The following is a 15,644-nucleotide window of genomic DNA, read 5'->3' on the forward strand; positions in this document are numbered from 1 at the left end:
TCGACGCCTTGTCGCACGCTCCTGCTGCACGGAGTTGCCATCTCCGGTCTCGGAGCTCGGGGCGAAATGCACTAACGTCGATCGGCAGGTCGAGGTGCGGAAGGGCGCCGAGCTCCGGCGCCGACTGGGAGCAGCGCGATGAACGTGATCGATTTTTACACGCTTCCGCGTGCCATTCAGGACGGCCTGATCGAGGCGTTCCGCGGGCGGTTCGCTCCGGCGCCCATCGTCAGCCGGCTCGGGACTCGGCGCATCATCGTCGCCTGGCTCGCGGTCAGCGCCGCGGCGGGCCTCCTGCTGGCGGCGCTCTGCGCGGCCGGCCTCGGCGACGTCAACAGCCCCCTCGCGCTCCACCCGACGGCGGCGGCCGCCGCGTACGTGCTGCTCGCCGCGACCACCGTCGTCGGCGTGCTCCAGGCGCTCGCCTACAACGCCGACCTCGTCTCGCTGCCGTTCACGCCCGGCCTGTTCGTCTTCCCCGCGAACCTGATCGACGCGCGCGACCACAGGCTCCGGGTCTTCTCGCTCGCGGAGCTCTCGCGCATCTCGGCGGCCCCTCGGGGCGCCGTGGTCCTCACGTTCGGCGGCACGCGGCACGCGTTTCCCCTCGAGGACCCGTCGCGCTCGGACGACGTGATCCGGGAGATCGAGGCGGCGTGGAGCCGCATGAAAGCGAGGCCCGACGCCGCGGAGCTGCGCCGGCTCGATCCATTCGCGCCGGCTGCCATCGAGAGCCCGTTCGCGTCGCCGATCCCGCTCTCGCGCGAGGTACCGGGGTGGCAAAGCTATCGATGGCTCCTCGCGGCCGCGGTCGGCGTCACCCTCGGCCTGGGGCTCTTCTTCCTCCGCAACCGGATGAGCGACGCTCGGATGTACGCCGCGGCGCGGGCGCGCGACGACGTGGCCGCGTACCAGAGCTACATCACGCGCGGCCGCGGCCACGGGGAGGTCGTCTCGCAGGTGCTGCTGCCACGGGCCGAGCTGCGCCTCGCGGTGGCGAAAGGCTCGGTGGAGGCCATCGACGACTTCATCCGCGCCTACCCCAGGACGGGCATCCAGGCCGAGGTGGCCGCGGCCCGCCGCGCCGCGCTCGCCGCGGAGCTCGAGCGGGCGCGGGAGGTGGGCACGCTCGCGGCGCTGCTGGCGTTCGCGGAGCGCTACCCGAAGCACGGGCTGGACAAGGCGTTCAACGACGCCAGGCACGCGCTCTACGCGCGCGCGCTCGATCGGTACAGGAGCGAGATGCCCGAAGGGAGCGAGCAGAACGCGGAGTTCGTGCGGCGGCTCCTCGCCTACGCGGAGCGCGTGGGTCCCGAGCGCACGCCGCAGGGCCTCCGGGGCCCCGCCGTCCAGGTCCGCTTCCGGCGGCTTCCGTCGCAGGACCTGAAGCGCGCCGACGATCTCGTGATGAAGAGCCCGATGTTCAGGGGCGTCACGTCCCTGCCGACGCGCTACGTGGATGCGACCCGCCTCGATCCCCAGGAGAAGCGGACCGCGTCGGCGCTGGCGGAGGGGCTCGCGCGGGGGTTCGAGCCGGAGCTCGTCACCTTCGAGCCGGGCCCGCCCATCGAGGGGGCCGCCGAGGAGCCGCTCTCCGTGACCTCCCCCTCCCTCGTGGTGAGCTATCGCGTAGAGTCGTCCGGGATCGCCTATGGCAGCAAGAAGCCGCAGATCATCATCATGGGGCTCAAGTTCTTCTTCAAGACGAAGTTCATGTTGCCCGGAGACGCGGAGCCGCTGCTCACGAGCGACGAGATCGCGCGGCGGGTCCCGGCAGGGCTCATCCAGCAGCAGACCGCCGCCCCGCGCCCTGGTGCCCTCGAGGCCATCGTCTACGAGAGCATGATGCGCGACGCCTTCATCGACCTCGGGGAGCGCTACCTCTCCACGTGGTTCCGGAAGCGCGACGAGCCCCGGTGAGGGGGGACGCGCTCCACGCGCTCCGGGGGGCGGCTCAGGGCCGGGGATGGCCGCGGCGCCAGGCGAACGTCACGGCGATCCCCGCGAGCGCGAAGGTCGCCTGGAGCAGGTGGACCAGCACCGAGATGGCGATCGCGGAGCTCGCGGTGAGCCCGAACAGCGGGGCGGCGAGCGCGAAGGCGCCGTCCGTCGCGCCGATCTGGGCCGGGATGAGGTCGCCGGCCGCCGTGCCGGCCGCGCCCACGCCGTACGCGGCGAGCGCGCGCACGGGGCCGCCCTCGGCGCCGACCGCGGCGAGGAGCACGGCGTACTGCGCCGCCTGGAGCGCGCGGCTCGCCACGTGGGCGGCGAAGGGGCGGGCCGGCACGGGCGGGCGCTCGCGGACGGCCTCCTGGAAGGCGGCCGTGGCGTGGCCGGCGCGGGCGAACCGCCGGGCGAACCAGGCGAAGGCGGCGCGCTGCCGCGCCGCGTAGGCGACGCCGAGGCCGCTCGCGGCCAGGAGCGCGGCGTGCGCGAGGACGCCGAGGGCGAGCGGGGAGGCGCCGCCGCCGATCCGCCAGAGGGCCAGGGCAGCGAGGAGCGACAGGGGGCTCGCCGAGAGGAGCGCGAGCGACTGGTTCGCCGTGGCGATCGCGGCCGCGCGCGGGGCGCCGACGTGGGGAGAGAGCAGCGCCGCCTTGACCGCCTCGCCCGCGGCGCGGCCGGCCGGCATGAGCGCCATCACGGGGTAGGAGACGACGTGGATGCGCACGAGCTCCGCCGGCGGGACGCTCCGCCGCGGGCAGAGCGCGCCCGTCGCGAGCGTCTCGCACCCGAGGCGCGCGGCCTCCAGCGCGGCGAGGAGCGGCAGGAGCGGCGCGGCGCGCGCCACCGCGTCGAGCATCTCCGCCGCGCCGACGTGCCGGATGAGCGCGACCAGGGCGGCGAGGCCAACGACGCCGAGCGCCGCGTGGAGCAGCGCGCGGCGCCGCGCGCGGCGGGCAGCGTCGCTCCGGGCGGCCGGCGAAGCGGCGGTGAAGGGCGCCCCCTCGCCGCCGCCCGGGCGCCCGGCGTGGCCGCCGGGGCATCCCTCTGCCGCTCGGGCCGGAGGCAAGTCAGCCATGGGAGGGGCCTGCACTGCGAGGCGCGTGCCGGCGCCGTGTGCGCGCGGCGTGCGCATGCGGCGGGCGCGCCTCGCGCTGGGCACGCGCCCCGGGCGTGCCGCGCGGCGGCGATGGCGCGACGAGCCCCTGTCGGCCGCCGTGAGCCACGAGGCCAGCGCCCGCGCGCCGCGCGAAGGGGAGGAGCCGGGGGCGGGATGTCAGGAGCATGCCTTCCTGGTCAACTCGACAGAGAACCGTGGAAGACTGCGCTCATCCTATGACTTGCTTGCATGTCGAATCGTTGCATCGTGGGAAGTCGGCGTTTCCCGGGCTCAGCGCCCTGGCCGCGCTGCTGATCGCCGCCTCCGCGGGCAGCCTGGTCGCGTGCGGCTCGGCTCCGGACGAGGGCGCGCCGGGCGGCAGCGCCGCGAGCGGGGGCGGCTCGGGCGGCGGCGGCGCGTCGGACGGCGGCGCGTCGGGCGGCGGCGGCGCGGACACCGCTCTTCCCGAGATCCCGCCGGCAGCTCCGGAGATCGTCGCGCAGCGCCTGACCAGGTTCCTGTGGAACGACGGGGCGCTCGCCGGCGAGATCAGCGCGCGCCTCGCGGCCCCCGTGGAGGCGCAGGCCGTCCAGGACCTCGCGCGCGAGATGCTCGAGGATGCGCGCGCCAGAGGCGGCGTGGGGCGCTTCTTCCACTGGTGGCTGCGCTCGAAGCTGCTCACGGCCTTCACCCCCGAGGGCGAGCCCGTCGACGACCCGCTGCTCACGTCGATGCGCAAGGAGGTCGCGGCCTACGGGAGCGCGGTCGTCCTCGACGAGGACGGCACCCTGGATACGCTGATGTTCGCCCCGTACACCTTCGTCGACGCGCGGCTCGCGGAGCACTACGGGATGAGCGGCGTCGAGGGCGACGAGCCCACGCGCGTGCCGTACGGCTCACCGAACCGGATGGGGCTCTTCACGAGCGCCTCGATCATGCGGACGTTCCGCAGCGAGTATCCCGTCACCTGGCCCGTGAAGCGGGGCTGGCTCGTCCGCTCCGCGCTGCTCTGCACGGAGCTGCCCGACGGTTCGCCGGCCGAGGAGCCCGTGCTCGGTCGCTCGATCCGCAAGCAGTTGATCGAGGCCACCGCCCCGGCCACCTGCGACACATGCCACAGCCTGCTCAACCCGCCGGGGTTCGCCTTTCTCCGGTTCGACAGCATGGGGCGCGAGCTCGCGGACGACGGCGGCGAGCCGTTCGACACCTCCGGCTGGGTGACCGGCGTGCCGGGCGAGCCGAGATACGGGGATGTCCGCGAGCTGCTCGAGATCTTGAAGGAGCTCCCGGAGGTCCACGCCTGCATCGCGCGGATGGCGCTGCACTACGCGACCGATCCTCTGTCGGCCGCCAGAGAGAGCGCTCCGGCGGGGCTGTGGCCCCGCATCGAGGCGCTGGCCGCGGCCTTCGCCAGCTCGGGGCGGAACCTGCGCGAGCTGCTCCTCTCGGTGGTCGGGACGCCCGAGTTCCTCGGCGAGCCGGAGCTCACGTGGGGAGCGCCGGATCCGTACGAGCCACCGTGAGCGACCGCGGGCGCCCGCGCGGGTGCTGTCTGCGGGCTGGCGGGCGCCCGCGCGCGGGATCCCCGGCGCTCACGCCGCGTCGAGCGGGGCGTGGAGGCGCGCGCCGGGCACCACGATGCCCCCGCGGTCGCCCGCAGAGCAGCGCCACGACGTCGCACGAGTCGGTGTGGAACGTCTGCCGCTCGCGCGTCTGGTAGATGCGCACGCTCGGGTCCTGGCTCGACAGGCCGAGGTCCTTCACGTGACCGAGGACGTGCCCGCGCGCGTTCTGCGAGCGCGCGCTCCCGAGGTGGCTGCCGATGCCGAGGAACGCGATCGCGGCCGCGCGGACGTCGAGGCGATCGGGGCCATCCAGCCAGCGTCCGCGCAGGCCGCGGAGCAGGGCGAAGCCGCGGCCGGAGCTCATCGTCTCGCCTCCGGTCGCGACGCGCGAGGCGTCTCCGCCGGAGGCGCGCGCCGGAGCGCACGTCTATCGCAGCGCGGGCCGTGGCGCACGCGCGGGACGCGCCCGCGGCCCGGCGCGGTCACCCCTTGGGCTTGCCGTTCGCGTCCCACTCCGCCCAGAAGCGCTCGAGGCCGAGGTCCTTCAGCGCGCGGTTGAGGAAGCGCCTGTCGGTCCAGGGCTCGACCTCGAAGGTGTTCCTGATGAGGCCGAACTTCTTCGAGTCGGCCACGGCCGACCTGTAACGAGCGATGACGTACTCGTCGAGCAGGGGGCTCGCGTTCTGCTTCATGTCCTCGCCCTGCTGGGCTTCCTTGTAGTTCGCGAAGGGCGTGCCCGACTTCGACCAGAGCTGGAAGGCCTGGATGCGGTTCTTCTCGTCGGCCACCCACGACGCGGACTTGACCGCGAGCGTGATGATCCGCTGCACGACGTCGGGATGCTCGTTGATGAAGTCCTCCCGCGCGACGATGCCCGAGTTGCTCGGGTAGGTCGGCGAGTCCCCCTTCGTCGAGTAGACGATCTTGGCGATCCCCTGGTCCCTCAGGGAGAGGTAGTCGGTGCCGCCGAACACCGCGTCGATGTCCTTCGTGGCGATCGCCGCCTTGGCCGTGGCCGCGTCCATGCTGATGGCGCGGATGTCCCGCTCGGTCAGCCCGTGGCCCTCGAGGATCCGGTTCGCGGAGAGCTGCGTCGCCGTGCCCTTCTGGAAAGCCACCCTCTTGCCGCGCAGGTCCTTGACCCCGTTGATGGGCGAGTCGGAGGGCACCACCAGGTAGGCGTGGCCGCGCCGGCTGGCGCTGCCGAGGAGGCGTGTCTTCAAGCCGCTCGCCCGGCCGACGACCGAGGGCAGGTGCCCGTGCGTCCAGATGTCGAGCAGGCCATTCGCGACGGCCTCGTTGACGGCCGGGCCGGCGCCGCGGAAGAAGTTCCACTTGACCTCGATGCCGTCCTTCTTGAACTCCTCGGCCAGGCTGCCCTGGAGGTGCAGCAAGGAGAAGAAGCTGCCGCCGGTGACGGGGCGATTGCCCACGCCGACGCCGGGAACGCCGACACGGATCACACTCGGCCCAGCAGCGTGGGCTCTGCCTGCGAAGAACGCTCCGGATACCACGACCGCAGCGCCCCCCAAGAACTGACGTCTATGCATGGAGCGCTCGTCATGCAGCGGGCGTGCCGCTCGCCCGGGATCCTGGGATTTCCGGGGGTCGGCGCCTCGCGCTGCTGCTCCCGGAGCACCGGATCCGCAGCGCGGTGCTGCCGGCGCCGCAGGGGCGAGGCGCGCGCCGCTTTGCCTGGAGCGGGCGGCGCCGGGCGAGGTAGGGTGCCGCGATGTCGATGCCCGATCTGGCGCGCGTGGGCGCCCTCCTGGAGGAGGTCGCGAGCGAGGACATGCTGCCGTTCTGGCGGCGCCTCGCCCAGGCGGAGGTGACGTCGAAGGCGACGGCCCTGGATCCCGGCGACGTCGTGACGACCGTGGATCTCGCGGTGGAGCGGCGCCTGTCGCGGGGCCTCTGCGCGCTCCTGCCCGGGTCGGCGGCGGTCGGCGAGGAGGCCGCGCACGCCGATCCGCGGCTGCTCGACGCGCTCGGCGACGACGGCTGGTGCTGGCTCATCGATCCGCTCGACGGGACGCGCAACTTCGTCGAGGGCAACGACCGCTTCGGGATCATGGTGGCGCTGCTGAGGGCCTCGGAGACGCGCGCCGCCTGGATTCACCTGCCGGCGCGGCGACAGACCTTCTTCGCCGAGGAGGGGGCCGGCGCCTTCCTGAACGGCGCGCGCTTCCTCGCCGACGCCGCGGGCGGGGCGGAGGCGCCGGCGGGGACGATCTACACGCGCTTCATGCCGAGCGAGGTGGGCGCGGAGATCGAGGCCCGCGCGGAGGGCGCCTACCGGCCGGCGCAGGGCGCGGGCAGCTCCTGCGTCGATTACCCGAGCGTCGCGCGAGGCGAGAAGGACTTCTGTGTCTATTACCGGATGCTGCCATGGGATCATGCGCCCGGAGCCCTGATCGTCCGCGAGGCGAACGGCGTGGTCGAGCACCTCGACGGGACGCGCTATTCGGCGACGAGCAGGAGCCAGGTGACGATCGTCGCCCGGAGCCGGGGTATCGCCGACCGGATCCGGCGGGCGCTCTCCGCGCGAGACGACGGCTAGCACCTCGTTCCCGGACACCGGCCCCGTGCGGAGCCGACGGACCTCCAGGCGCCCGCGCCGGAGACGCGGCTCGAGGGGCGATCAACGAGGCGACCCGATGCACCTCGCGCCTGCCGCCCGACCCCGGTCAATCGCAGCGGCAGTAGAGGCACCCAGGGTGATGCGGGCCATGGCCACAATATCCGGCCCACCCCGTGTTGCTGCACGTGCAGGGGTCATGAGGGCGGAGACAGTTGTCCAGCTTGCACGACTGTTCTGGCGCCTCGATCGGCGCGTCATCGCTCAGGGCCTCTGCCGATGCGCCTCTCGCCGGAGCCTCGCCGGTTGCCGGGCTGCTCACCGTCGTCTCCTCCACCTGCGCTGCGCTGCCGGCGCCGATCGCCCCCATGGCGGACAGCAGCGCCACAATCGACATGAACCAGCGAGCTTTCATGGTGAGTTCCCCCCCCCGCGTGCATTGAATCTTCTGCTCGCCGGCGCGCGAGTCAGCAACTGTAGACGAAACGGCATTTGCTGCGACGAGCGCGCCGCCGACCCTTGACCACAAGATGGCCTGGAGCTTCGCTGGCCGCAAGCGACCACGCTGGCGTGGAGGGGTTGCCAGCAGGTCGGATCGAGAGGGCGATACGGGGTCTTCCGGGAAGAGTCGAACGATCGGTCCTCGACCGCTTCTCGCGCGTCAGCGAACATGGCGGAGCGCGGGCAGCCAGAGCGCCGTCCCGCGTGGCGCCGGGTGTCGTCGCATACCCCGGGCGTGATCCTGCGCGTCGCTCCGGGCGGGCTACGGTCTCGTCGGCGCGGAGGCGGCGCGCGCGGCCGACGCGCGCAGCGCGGCGTCCGCGCTGAACACAGCGAGCCCGGTCCAGATGCAGGCGAAGCTCACGGCCTGCGTGGCCGTGAACGGCTCGCCATAGACCAGCACGGCCAGCAGGAACTGGCCGCTAGGCGCGAGGTACTGGAGAAAGCCGAGGGTGGTCAGCGACAGGCGGCGCGCCGCGTTCGTGAACCAGACGAGCGGCAGCGCGGTGATGATGCCCGTCGCGGCGAGGAGGACGTCGGTGCGAAGGTCGACGTGGCCCATGGCGCCGGCGTCCCGGGCATGGAGGGTGGCCAGGTAGGCCGCGCCGAGCGGCGCGATGAACAGCGTCTCGAGGGTGGAGCCAGGGAGCGAGTTGACGGCGGCGACCTTCCGCAGGAGGCCATAGACACCGAACGTCCCCGCCAGGGCCAGCGCGATCCAGGGGACCGCGCCCGCGCGCACGGCGAGGTGCACGACGCCCGCGGCGGCGAGGCCGAGCGCGATCCACTGCGCCGGGCGGAGCCGCTCGCGCAGGAAGACCATGCCGAGCAGGACGCTGAGCAGCGGGTTGATGAAGTAGCCGAGGCTCGCGTCGAGCACGCGCCCCACGGCGACGGCGTAGATGAACAGGACCCAGTTCGCCGACACGAGCGCGCCGGTCGCCGCCATGGCCCCGACGACGCGCCGGTCGCGCAGCGCCGCGCCGAGCGCGCGGAGCTGCCCCGTGGCCAGCGTGAGGGCCGCGAAGGCGAGCAGGCTCCACACCGTGCGGTGGGCGAGGATCTCGACCGGACCGACGTGACGGAGCTGCTTCCAGAAGACGGGGACGATGCCCCAGGAGCTGTACGCCGCGATCCCGTACGCGACGCCGAGGGCGGCTTCTCGGCGGCTGTCGCGAGCGTTCTCGGGCGTGCGCATCGACGGTGGGGCCCTTCTGAGGTGCGATGCTCGCGGCTCGAGGCGGCCGTGACGCGGCGCCGCTCGCGTCCGGTTGGCGGCGAAGATGTCGGACGTTGTCGAGGATTTCAAGCTCTTCCTTCGCGCGGCGCCGCGGGCGCGGCGGCCGGGATCGCGGTCCCGGCGGCGACACGGGAGCTCCGGTGGCGCCACGGGAGGTCGCTCCCGGAGCCACGTCCACCGCCGGATACGCCGACTCGCGCGCTCGCCCGATACGCGCCGTGCTCGCGGCCGCCGCCGCGCAGCGCGTGCGCGTCGCTCGAGCCCAGCGCTCGCCGGCCCGCCGTCGATGCCAGGCGCGCGCCGGCGCGCCGGATCACGGGCGATACACCGCTTGCCGCCCCGCCGCGGGGCGCGCCGAGCTCGCCGCCGCGCCGCGGGACCCGTGTGGCACCCGTGTTGCTGGCGCGGAGCGCGGCGCCCGGATCGGCGCCGAGCACAGCGAGGTAGGAATGCGAAGTATCTACTCTGTGGCAGCGGTCTGTGCAGCGACGCTGGTCGCGTGCATGGATCATGGGGCCGACGGGACACAACCTGGAGAGACACAGCCTGGAGAAGCAAAGCCCGAGGAGATGGGGTTCGTCACCGTCCAGTGGGCGATCGAGGACAGGACCGAGGCCGACCAGTGCAAGACGTATGGCGCGCAGGCGGTCGAGCTGTTGCTCATCAACACGAAGAACAACGAGGTCACGAGGCAGGTCGTCCCGTGCGAGCGGTTCGACACGAGCGTGCAGGTCATCGCCGATGAGTACGTCGGGACGATCACGCTCCTCGACGGGAACGGCAAGGCGGTCAGCGACCCGCTCCCGGTGGGGCCGTTCGAGGTCTCCGGGGAGGAGCAGGCGACGCGCCGGGTCAGCTTCCCTGCCGCCGACCAGCAGCGGGAGCGCGGCACGCACCGCGACCGCGGCGCCCAGCGCGACCGCGAATCGCAGCGCGAACGCGACCGCGAATCGCAGCGCGACCGCGACCGACAACGGCGCTAGCGCGCCCGCGGCTCCTGCCGTCCGCGCGAGCCCCCGAGCTGGCCCGGCTGCGCGCTCGCCCGCCGCGGCCGCGCGTTCGCCCGCCGCAGCCTCACGCGGCCACGGAGCTCGGCCGGCTCGTCGTCACGCCGGCGAGGGCGCTCGGTCCCCCGGCGCCGCCCCGGAGCGCCCCCGACCTTCCACCAGCTTCAGGAGCTTCTCCTTCGTGGTCAGCCCCACGTGGCGCGCCACCTCCTTGCCCGCGTCCAGCGCGATGACCGTCGGGAACGCGCGGACGTTGAAGCGGCGCGCGAGCGCCGGGGAGCGGTCGCCGTCGACCGCCACCACCTTCAGGCGGCCTGCGCCCTCCTCCGCCAGCTTGTGCAGGATGGGCGCGAGCGCGCGGCACGGCGGGCACCACGTCGCGGTGAATTCGACGAGGACAGGCACCCCGGCCTCCAGCACCTCGGCGTCGAAGCTCAGCTCGTCGATCTCGTGGACAGGGTTCGTGGACATCGCGTGATCCTCCATGCCTGCCCAGGTCTCGAGATCGGCATCCATTACAACCCTCGGCGCTGTAATGTGGGCGAGGCTCGAGACCTGACCTCCGTAGACCATGGACGCCATCAACGACGCGGACGACATTCTGAGCCATGTGTCGCACCTTGTGCGCTCGGAGCGCTCGGCGCTCGCCGCGCTGGCGCGCGCGGAGGGGGTGACGCCCGAGGACGCCGTCGACTGCGTGCAGGAGGGGCTCTGCACGCTGCTCACCTCGGCGCAGCGGGGCGCGCTCCCGGAGGACGCCGGCGCGTGGGGGGGCGTGCTGGCCGCGATGGTGCGCAACGCCGCGCGCAACCGGCGGCGCCGTCACTTCCGCGCCCGGCCGCACGAGGACGTCGACGCGCACCCGGAGGCCGCGGGGGATTTCCCGGCGACCGACGAGGCGATCGCGCGCGCCGAGGAGCACGTCCGCCTGCGGGCGTGCGTCGAGGAGCTCTGCGAGATCCAGAAGGCCGTCGTGACGCTGCGCATGCTCGAGGAGCAGCCGGGGGAGGACGTGGCGCGGGCGCTCGGCATCTCCGCCGGCCACGTCGCGGTCCTCCTGCACCGCGCGAAGCTCGCGCTGCGCGCCTGCATGACGTCGCCGTCCTGACCGCGCCGAGCTCGCGCTGCGCGCCTGCGTGACGTCGCCGTCCTGACCGCGCCGAGCTCGCGCTGCGCGCCCGCGTGACGTCGCCGTCCTGACCGCGCGCGGCGCCGCCTCGAGCGCGCGGCGCGGGGGGCGCCCGGGTCTGCTATGTCTCGGGCGAGACGCCATGAGCTCCCCTCCGCCTGCCTCACGCATCCTTGCGCCCGACGAGCCGCCCGCGTTCGAGGTGGTCAACCCCGAGGGCCGCTCCAGCGCGGTCCTGCTCTGCGACCACGCCTCCAACGCGGTCCCGCGGAGCCTCCCCGAGCTCGCCCTGCAGGAGGAAGCGCTCCGCGAGCACACCGGCTGGGACATCGGCGCGGCGCTCCTCTCGCGCCGCCTTTCCGTGCTCCTCGACGCGCCGCTCGTGCTCTCCGGCTACTCCCGCCTGGTCATCGACTGCAACCGGCCGCTGGGCGCGCCGAGCTCCATCCCCGAGGTGAGCTGCGGCGTGCCCATCCCCGCCAACGCCATCGACGCCGCCGAGGCCAGGGCGCGGGCCGACGCGTGCTTCTGGCCCTACCACGACGCGATCACCGCGCTCCTCGACGCGCGGCGCGACGGCCGGCATCCCACGGCGATCCTGAGCGTCCACAGCTTCACGCCCTCGATGCCCGGCCAGGACCGGCCGTGGCACGCGGCCGTCCTCTACGGGCGCGACCGGCGGCTCGCCGCGCCGTTCATCGAGCTCCTGCAACGCGAGCCCGGGCTCTGCGTCGGGGACAACGAGCCGTACCACGTGAGCGCGGGCGGCGATTACGGGATCCCCGTGCACGGCGAGGCCCGCGGCCTGCCGTGCGTGCTCCTCGAGATCCGCCAGGACGGCCTGCTCAGCGCCGAGGGCGTGGAGGCCTGGGCGCAGCGCCTGGCGGCGATCTACCGGGAGATCGAGGCGCAGGGCCTCCCCGGCGCCGGCGGGGTGTGAGCGCGGCGCGGGGGCAGGCGTCCACACGGATGGCCCGCCCGGACGATCCCGGGGGAGCCCGGAGCGCGTCTCGTGGAGCACCGCTGCGCCCGGCTACTCCAGCTCCGGATAATCGGGGCTGGTATTTGAGCGTCTTGAACTGCGACTCGGAGAACCTGGCGAGCGCTCGGGCCGGGGGAGAGCACCTCGGCAAGCGACAGCAACTTCTCACAGACTCCACATCGCATCGTTCCGGGCGCGAGCACGATGGCGCGATCCCGGTGATCACGATGGGGGTCTCCGCGTGGTAGCCCTGCTCGCAGGGGTCTGTGCGGGGGGCGGCCCGAGCTCGACGGAGCGAAGGGCCGTCCTCACCGCGACCACGCATCCCACCAGGATCCATTCTCGACTGGGCGATTACTGCGTCGCACCGAACGACCAGGCGAAGAGTCCTATCTCGCTCAAACACACATCAGATGTCTCCACGTAGAGCGGTCGCCCCGCCTGGAACGCCGCCATCGCCACGCTCAGCGCCGCACGTCCGCCTTCCGTCCTAAGATCGATTCCTACTCGCGAGTACTCGTTGTAGTCTTCGACAGCGATCGGAGCCATACACTCCGTTCGGCCACCCTTGTGAATCGTTCTTCCGGCGAACCTCACAGCCGCCATGTTCGCATTGGGATAAACCTCGATCGATGCGATTCGAAGCCCCGCTGATGGGGTCCAGCGATAGGCGGCAGCGGTGCCAGGGAGGACCATGAGCGCGAGCGCCACGAGGAAAATGACTCTGTGCTTCATCATTGTATCACTCCGTTGACATCATGTCATGTGTTGCAAACGATCCCTACTTGTTTGACTCACGGATGGACTGCGCAGCCAGGCGTCGTCACGCATATGAACACCCCCAGGGCCACGCCACATCAACAGCGCTTTCCTCCGACGGAAATCGGTGCAGATGAGCGTGCCACCAGGCGCGGCCGACCCGTGACGAACGAATCGTAGACGGGACCGAGCAAGGGGCAATGGAAGACGGTGCTCAACCGCTGCCCAACGGTGCTCAGCAGCTGCTCACCGTTCGAGGATGCGCACCGGGCTCCGCGCTCTCAGCCCAGATCGCCGCAACGACGTGCGGGTCGCCCTGCTCATGGAGCCAGAGCTGCCACTCGAGCGCTGTCCGTCGGGTGCTCAGCGGCTGCTCACGATCCAGGATTACTTACGAAAGCTCGCGTTCCCAGAGGACCGAGACCAGATGCCGGCTCGCTTCGTCCAATCGCCTGCGGAACGTGCTGTACGACATACCGAGCTCGTCTGCTGCGCTCTCGTGCTTGCCCACGGGCTGTAGGTACGCCGCATGTAGCACGCGGTACCACGCGTCCCCACGGCGCGTCCCACGGAGGGCCTCGATCTTCTCTAGCAGCAGGAGCCGGAGCGCGCTTGCACGCTCTCGCGAAGTGGCGCCGTGCGTCACCCTGGCACGCACCGCATGCGAGTGGATGAGCGGGTTCTCCGCGAGCGCGATCGGGTCATGGAGCATACGCAGAGCGTCGCGCACACGCAACACGAAGTCCTCGCGGCTCAACGCGGAGAGCGATGGTTGGTCGGGGCGCACCGGCGTCTGTTGTCGCCAATCGCCCATTGCGGTCCGTTCGTTCATTGATTTCAGCCAATCGGTAGGTGAAAGGCCACGTTGATCCTGGAGGGTCACCTCGTACGCGCGTCCGTCCACGATATGTCGCAGTTCCGGCACAAAATGTGCTCCGCTGAAGGTGACGAGTTGCTCCCACTTTTGCGCATCGCGGAGGCGTGCGAATGACAGGGTAAACCCAGGAAGGAAAAACTGCACGGCGCCAAACTGCCAGCAAATCGCTAGCGCAGGCGACAGATCCTGGTAGGTGTCGCATGCCATCACGAACCGGCCGTACGATAGCGGTCCTCGTGGGGGGCCGCCGAGCAGGCGTATCCCGTAGTCCCATGCCGCGAGCACCACCGGGTCGCAGGAGCGCTGTTGGGCTGTGGTGAGATCCAGTCGGATGTTTGCCGCGAAGGCAACCGCCGAACCCGCCTCGCTTCGTACCACCTTGAATGCTGAAGGCTGATACTCTAGCCAGTGTTGAAGACACCGCAGCGACGTCGCACCTTCGTGGCGCAGCACCGCCGCGCAGAGGGTCGATTCGTCCCCGTCGCGCAGGTCGTCTGGCATGAGATTGTCGTCGGGGTGGGACATCATCATGCGTAGCCGCGGGTTGTGACCGACGACGAAGCTGAAGTCAGCGAAGGCCTGCGCCGGATCGGTGTCGGTGCGCGTTGACATCAAGGAGACGTAATGACGCTGGGCACGCAAGGCGAGCCCTGCGAGCCGCTCAGGATTGCGCCACCGCAGATCTGCCAGTATGACCTCTCGTGCCAGGTCGTGTGGGAAGACTCCACGGCTACCGATCTCCATGAAATTTAGCTCACGTAGCCAGATAAATAGGTTGGACGGATCGCATTCTAGCATCGTGCCGAGCATCGCCTCAGAGGTCGTATGCAGCACCGCCGCTACTTCAAGCGCGGCGCGTCGCTCGGGCTCGGACACACCCCGCACGAAATACTCGTACAGCGCCGAGATGGTGTCGGTGGCGCTCGTGGGGCTGAATGGCATGTCTGGCTTGTGTCGCCAGGCGTCGGCGATGAGCGCGAGCGCGAGCGGATGACCATGGGAGAACGCGAGCATCGTCGCGAGCGCATGATCGCGGATCCCACGCCGTCCGAGGTATTCCGTGGTTTCGGCGTGATTGAGATTACGCAGCGCGATCGGTAGTATCGCGCTGCCCCAAAGCGAGAGCGAGCGCCACTCCGCGCTCGGCGGTAGCCGCCCGGCGATCACGAGAATCGTCCCGCCTCGGACTCGACGAAGCACCTCGCGGCGGACAAGCGGCTCGATGAGCCGGAGGTGCTCGTATGTATCGAGTTGGACCATGCGTCGGACGGCGCCCGGCTCGTCCTCGGCAGCGGACAACGCCGCACCATCGAGGGCAGCCAAGACCGCAGGTAGCTTCGGCTCAAGATCGCGCGCGTCGATCCGCGTCGTTGTTACAGAACGGAGCCGTGCCTCGGCCGCGAACGCTTGGAGCAGCGACGTCTTGCCTATGCCACCGGGCCCATAGAGATAGAACACGCTCGCCCCGTGCCCTCTCATTGCATGCTGGAGGAGCGCTATTTCTGGTTTGCGGCCTACAAACAGAGTTTGCTGACGCTCCTCTTCACGCTCGTACAGCGTGGACGAACGCCTCGGTTTCCACAGGCGTAGCGCTGATTCGGACGCTGGTCGACGCGTTGTTGCCATCGATGTCTCCTCAGTAGAGCTTGTGTGTAAGTGGCACGCCAATGTACGGAAACTGAACGCGAACTCGCCCCCTGCGGTGGTCGCCTCTAAGCTCGCCGCGCCGGCGGATCCTGCCGCTCGCGCGAGTCCCCGAGCAAGCCCGACTGTGCGCTCGCCCACCGCCGCCTCACTCGGCCACGGAGCCGGGTCGACTCGCCGCCACGCCGGCGAGGGCGCTCGGTCCTCCAGCGCCGCGCCGGAGAGCCCCCGCCCTTCCACCAGCTTCAGGAGCTTCTCCTTCGTGGTCAGCCCCACGCGGCGCGCCACCTGGTCGGCGACGCTTGACAAGAAAAGTTGT

12 protein-coding genes and 1 pseudogene are annotated in these 15,644 nt (G+C 71.5%); 6 read left to right on the forward strand and 7 right to left on the reverse strand.

Annotated elements, in window-relative coordinates:
• The first annotated feature begins 138 nt into the window (after positions 1-138).
• Entirely contained in the window at positions 139-1,920 is a 1,782-nt protein-coding gene (locus WME76_RS06975; RefSeq protein ID WP_437959406.1) for a hypothetical protein, read from the forward strand.
• 34 nt (positions 1,921-1,954) lie between these two features.
• On the opposite strand, the gene WME76_RS06980 is transcribed toward WME76_RS06975, so the two are convergent.
• Positions 1,955-3,022: a lysylphosphatidylglycerol synthase domain-containing protein gene (locus WME76_RS06980; RefSeq protein WP_437959407.1), complete on the reverse strand. Its 1,068-nt coding sequence runs from the start codon at positions 3,020-3,022 to the stop codon at positions 1,955-1,957.
• Positions 3,023-3,303: 281 nt separating this feature from the next.
• On the opposite strand from WME76_RS06980, the gene WME76_RS06985 reads away from it, so the two are divergent.
• Entirely contained in the window at positions 3,304-4,566 is a 1,263-nt protein-coding gene (locus WME76_RS06985; protein WP_437959408.1) for a DUF1588 domain-containing protein, read from the forward strand.
• 127 nt (positions 4,567-4,693) lie between these two features.
• Here the strand turns inward: WME76_RS06985 and WME76_RS06990 are convergent.
• Both WME76_RS06990 and WME76_RS06995 read right to left on the reverse strand, forming a co-directional pair.
• Positions 4,694-4,963: pseudogene (locus WME76_RS06990) on the reverse strand (TauD/TfdA family dioxygenase); the annotation flags it as partial.
• 127 nt (positions 4,964-5,090) lie between these two features.
• Entirely contained in the window at positions 5,091-6,041 is a 951-nt protein-coding gene (locus WME76_RS06995) for an ABC transporter substrate-binding protein (protein ID WP_437959409.1), read from the reverse strand.
• Between the two features lie 299 nt (positions 6,042-6,340).
• Here WME76_RS06995 and WME76_RS07000 point away from each other — a divergent pair, with 299 nt between their 5' ends.
• Positions 6,341-7,168: an inositol monophosphatase family protein gene (locus WME76_RS07000; RefSeq protein ID WP_437959410.1), complete on the forward strand. Its 828-nt coding sequence runs from the start codon at positions 6,341-6,343 to the stop codon at positions 7,166-7,168.
• Positions 7,169-7,949: 781 nt separating this feature from the next.
• Here the strand turns inward: WME76_RS07000 and rarD are convergent.
• Positions 7,950-8,885 (reverse strand): EamA family transporter RarD, encoded by a 936-nt coding sequence (gene rarD / locus WME76_RS07005; protein WP_437959411.1) that lies wholly within the window; start codon positions 8,883-8,885, stop codon positions 7,950-7,952.
• 611 nt (positions 8,886-9,496) lie between these two features.
• Here rarD and WME76_RS07010 point away from each other — a divergent pair.
• Positions 9,497-9,910, forward strand: a complete 414-nt coding sequence (locus tag WME76_RS07010; RefSeq protein WP_437959412.1) for a hypothetical protein — start codon at positions 9,497-9,499, stop codon at positions 9,908-9,910.
• A 123-nt stretch (positions 9,911-10,033) separates the two neighbouring features.
• Here the strand turns inward: WME76_RS07010 and WME76_RS07015 are convergent, their stop codons facing one another.
• Entirely contained in the window at positions 10,034-10,405 is a 372-nt protein-coding gene (locus WME76_RS07015; RefSeq protein WP_437959413.1) for a thioredoxin family protein, read from the reverse strand.
• 100 nt (positions 10,406-10,505) lie between these two features.
• On the opposite strand from WME76_RS07015, the gene WME76_RS07020 reads away from it, so the two are divergent.
• The gene (locus WME76_RS07020) at positions 10,506-11,042 is read left to right on the forward strand and encodes an RNA polymerase sigma factor (RefSeq protein WP_061620177.1); all 537 of its coding nucleotides are present in this window, start codon (positions 10,506-10,508) and stop codon (positions 11,040-11,042) included.
• 163 nt (positions 11,043-11,205) lie between these two features.
• Positions 11,206-12,003 carry an N-formylglutamate amidohydrolase gene (locus WME76_RS07025; RefSeq protein ID WP_437959414.1) on the forward strand — a complete coding sequence of 266 codons (798 nt, stop codon included), beginning with the start codon at positions 11,206-11,208 and terminating at the stop codon, positions 12,001-12,003.
• A 396-nt stretch (positions 12,004-12,399) separates the two neighbouring features.
• Here WME76_RS07025 and WME76_RS07030 read toward each other — a convergent pair whose 3' ends face one another.
• Both WME76_RS07030 and WME76_RS07035 read right to left on the reverse strand, forming a co-directional pair.
• A complete protein-coding gene (locus tag WME76_RS07030; RefSeq protein WP_437959415.1) occupies positions 12,400-12,783 on the reverse strand; it encodes a hypothetical protein in 384 nt (127 codons plus the stop codon).
• Positions 12,784-13,195: 412 nt separating this feature from the next.
• Complete coding sequence (locus WME76_RS07035) at positions 13,196-15,307, reverse strand: AAA family ATPase (protein WP_437959416.1); 2,112 nt, start codon at positions 15,305-15,307, stop codon at positions 13,196-13,198.
• Positions 15,308-15,644: the final 337 nt, after the last annotated feature.

The organism is Sorangium sp. So ce119, assembly GCF_051524405.1.
In the GTDB taxonomy this organism is placed as follows: Bacteria; Myxococcota_A; Polyangia; order Polyangiales; family Polyangiaceae; genus Sorangium; species Sorangium cellulosum_G.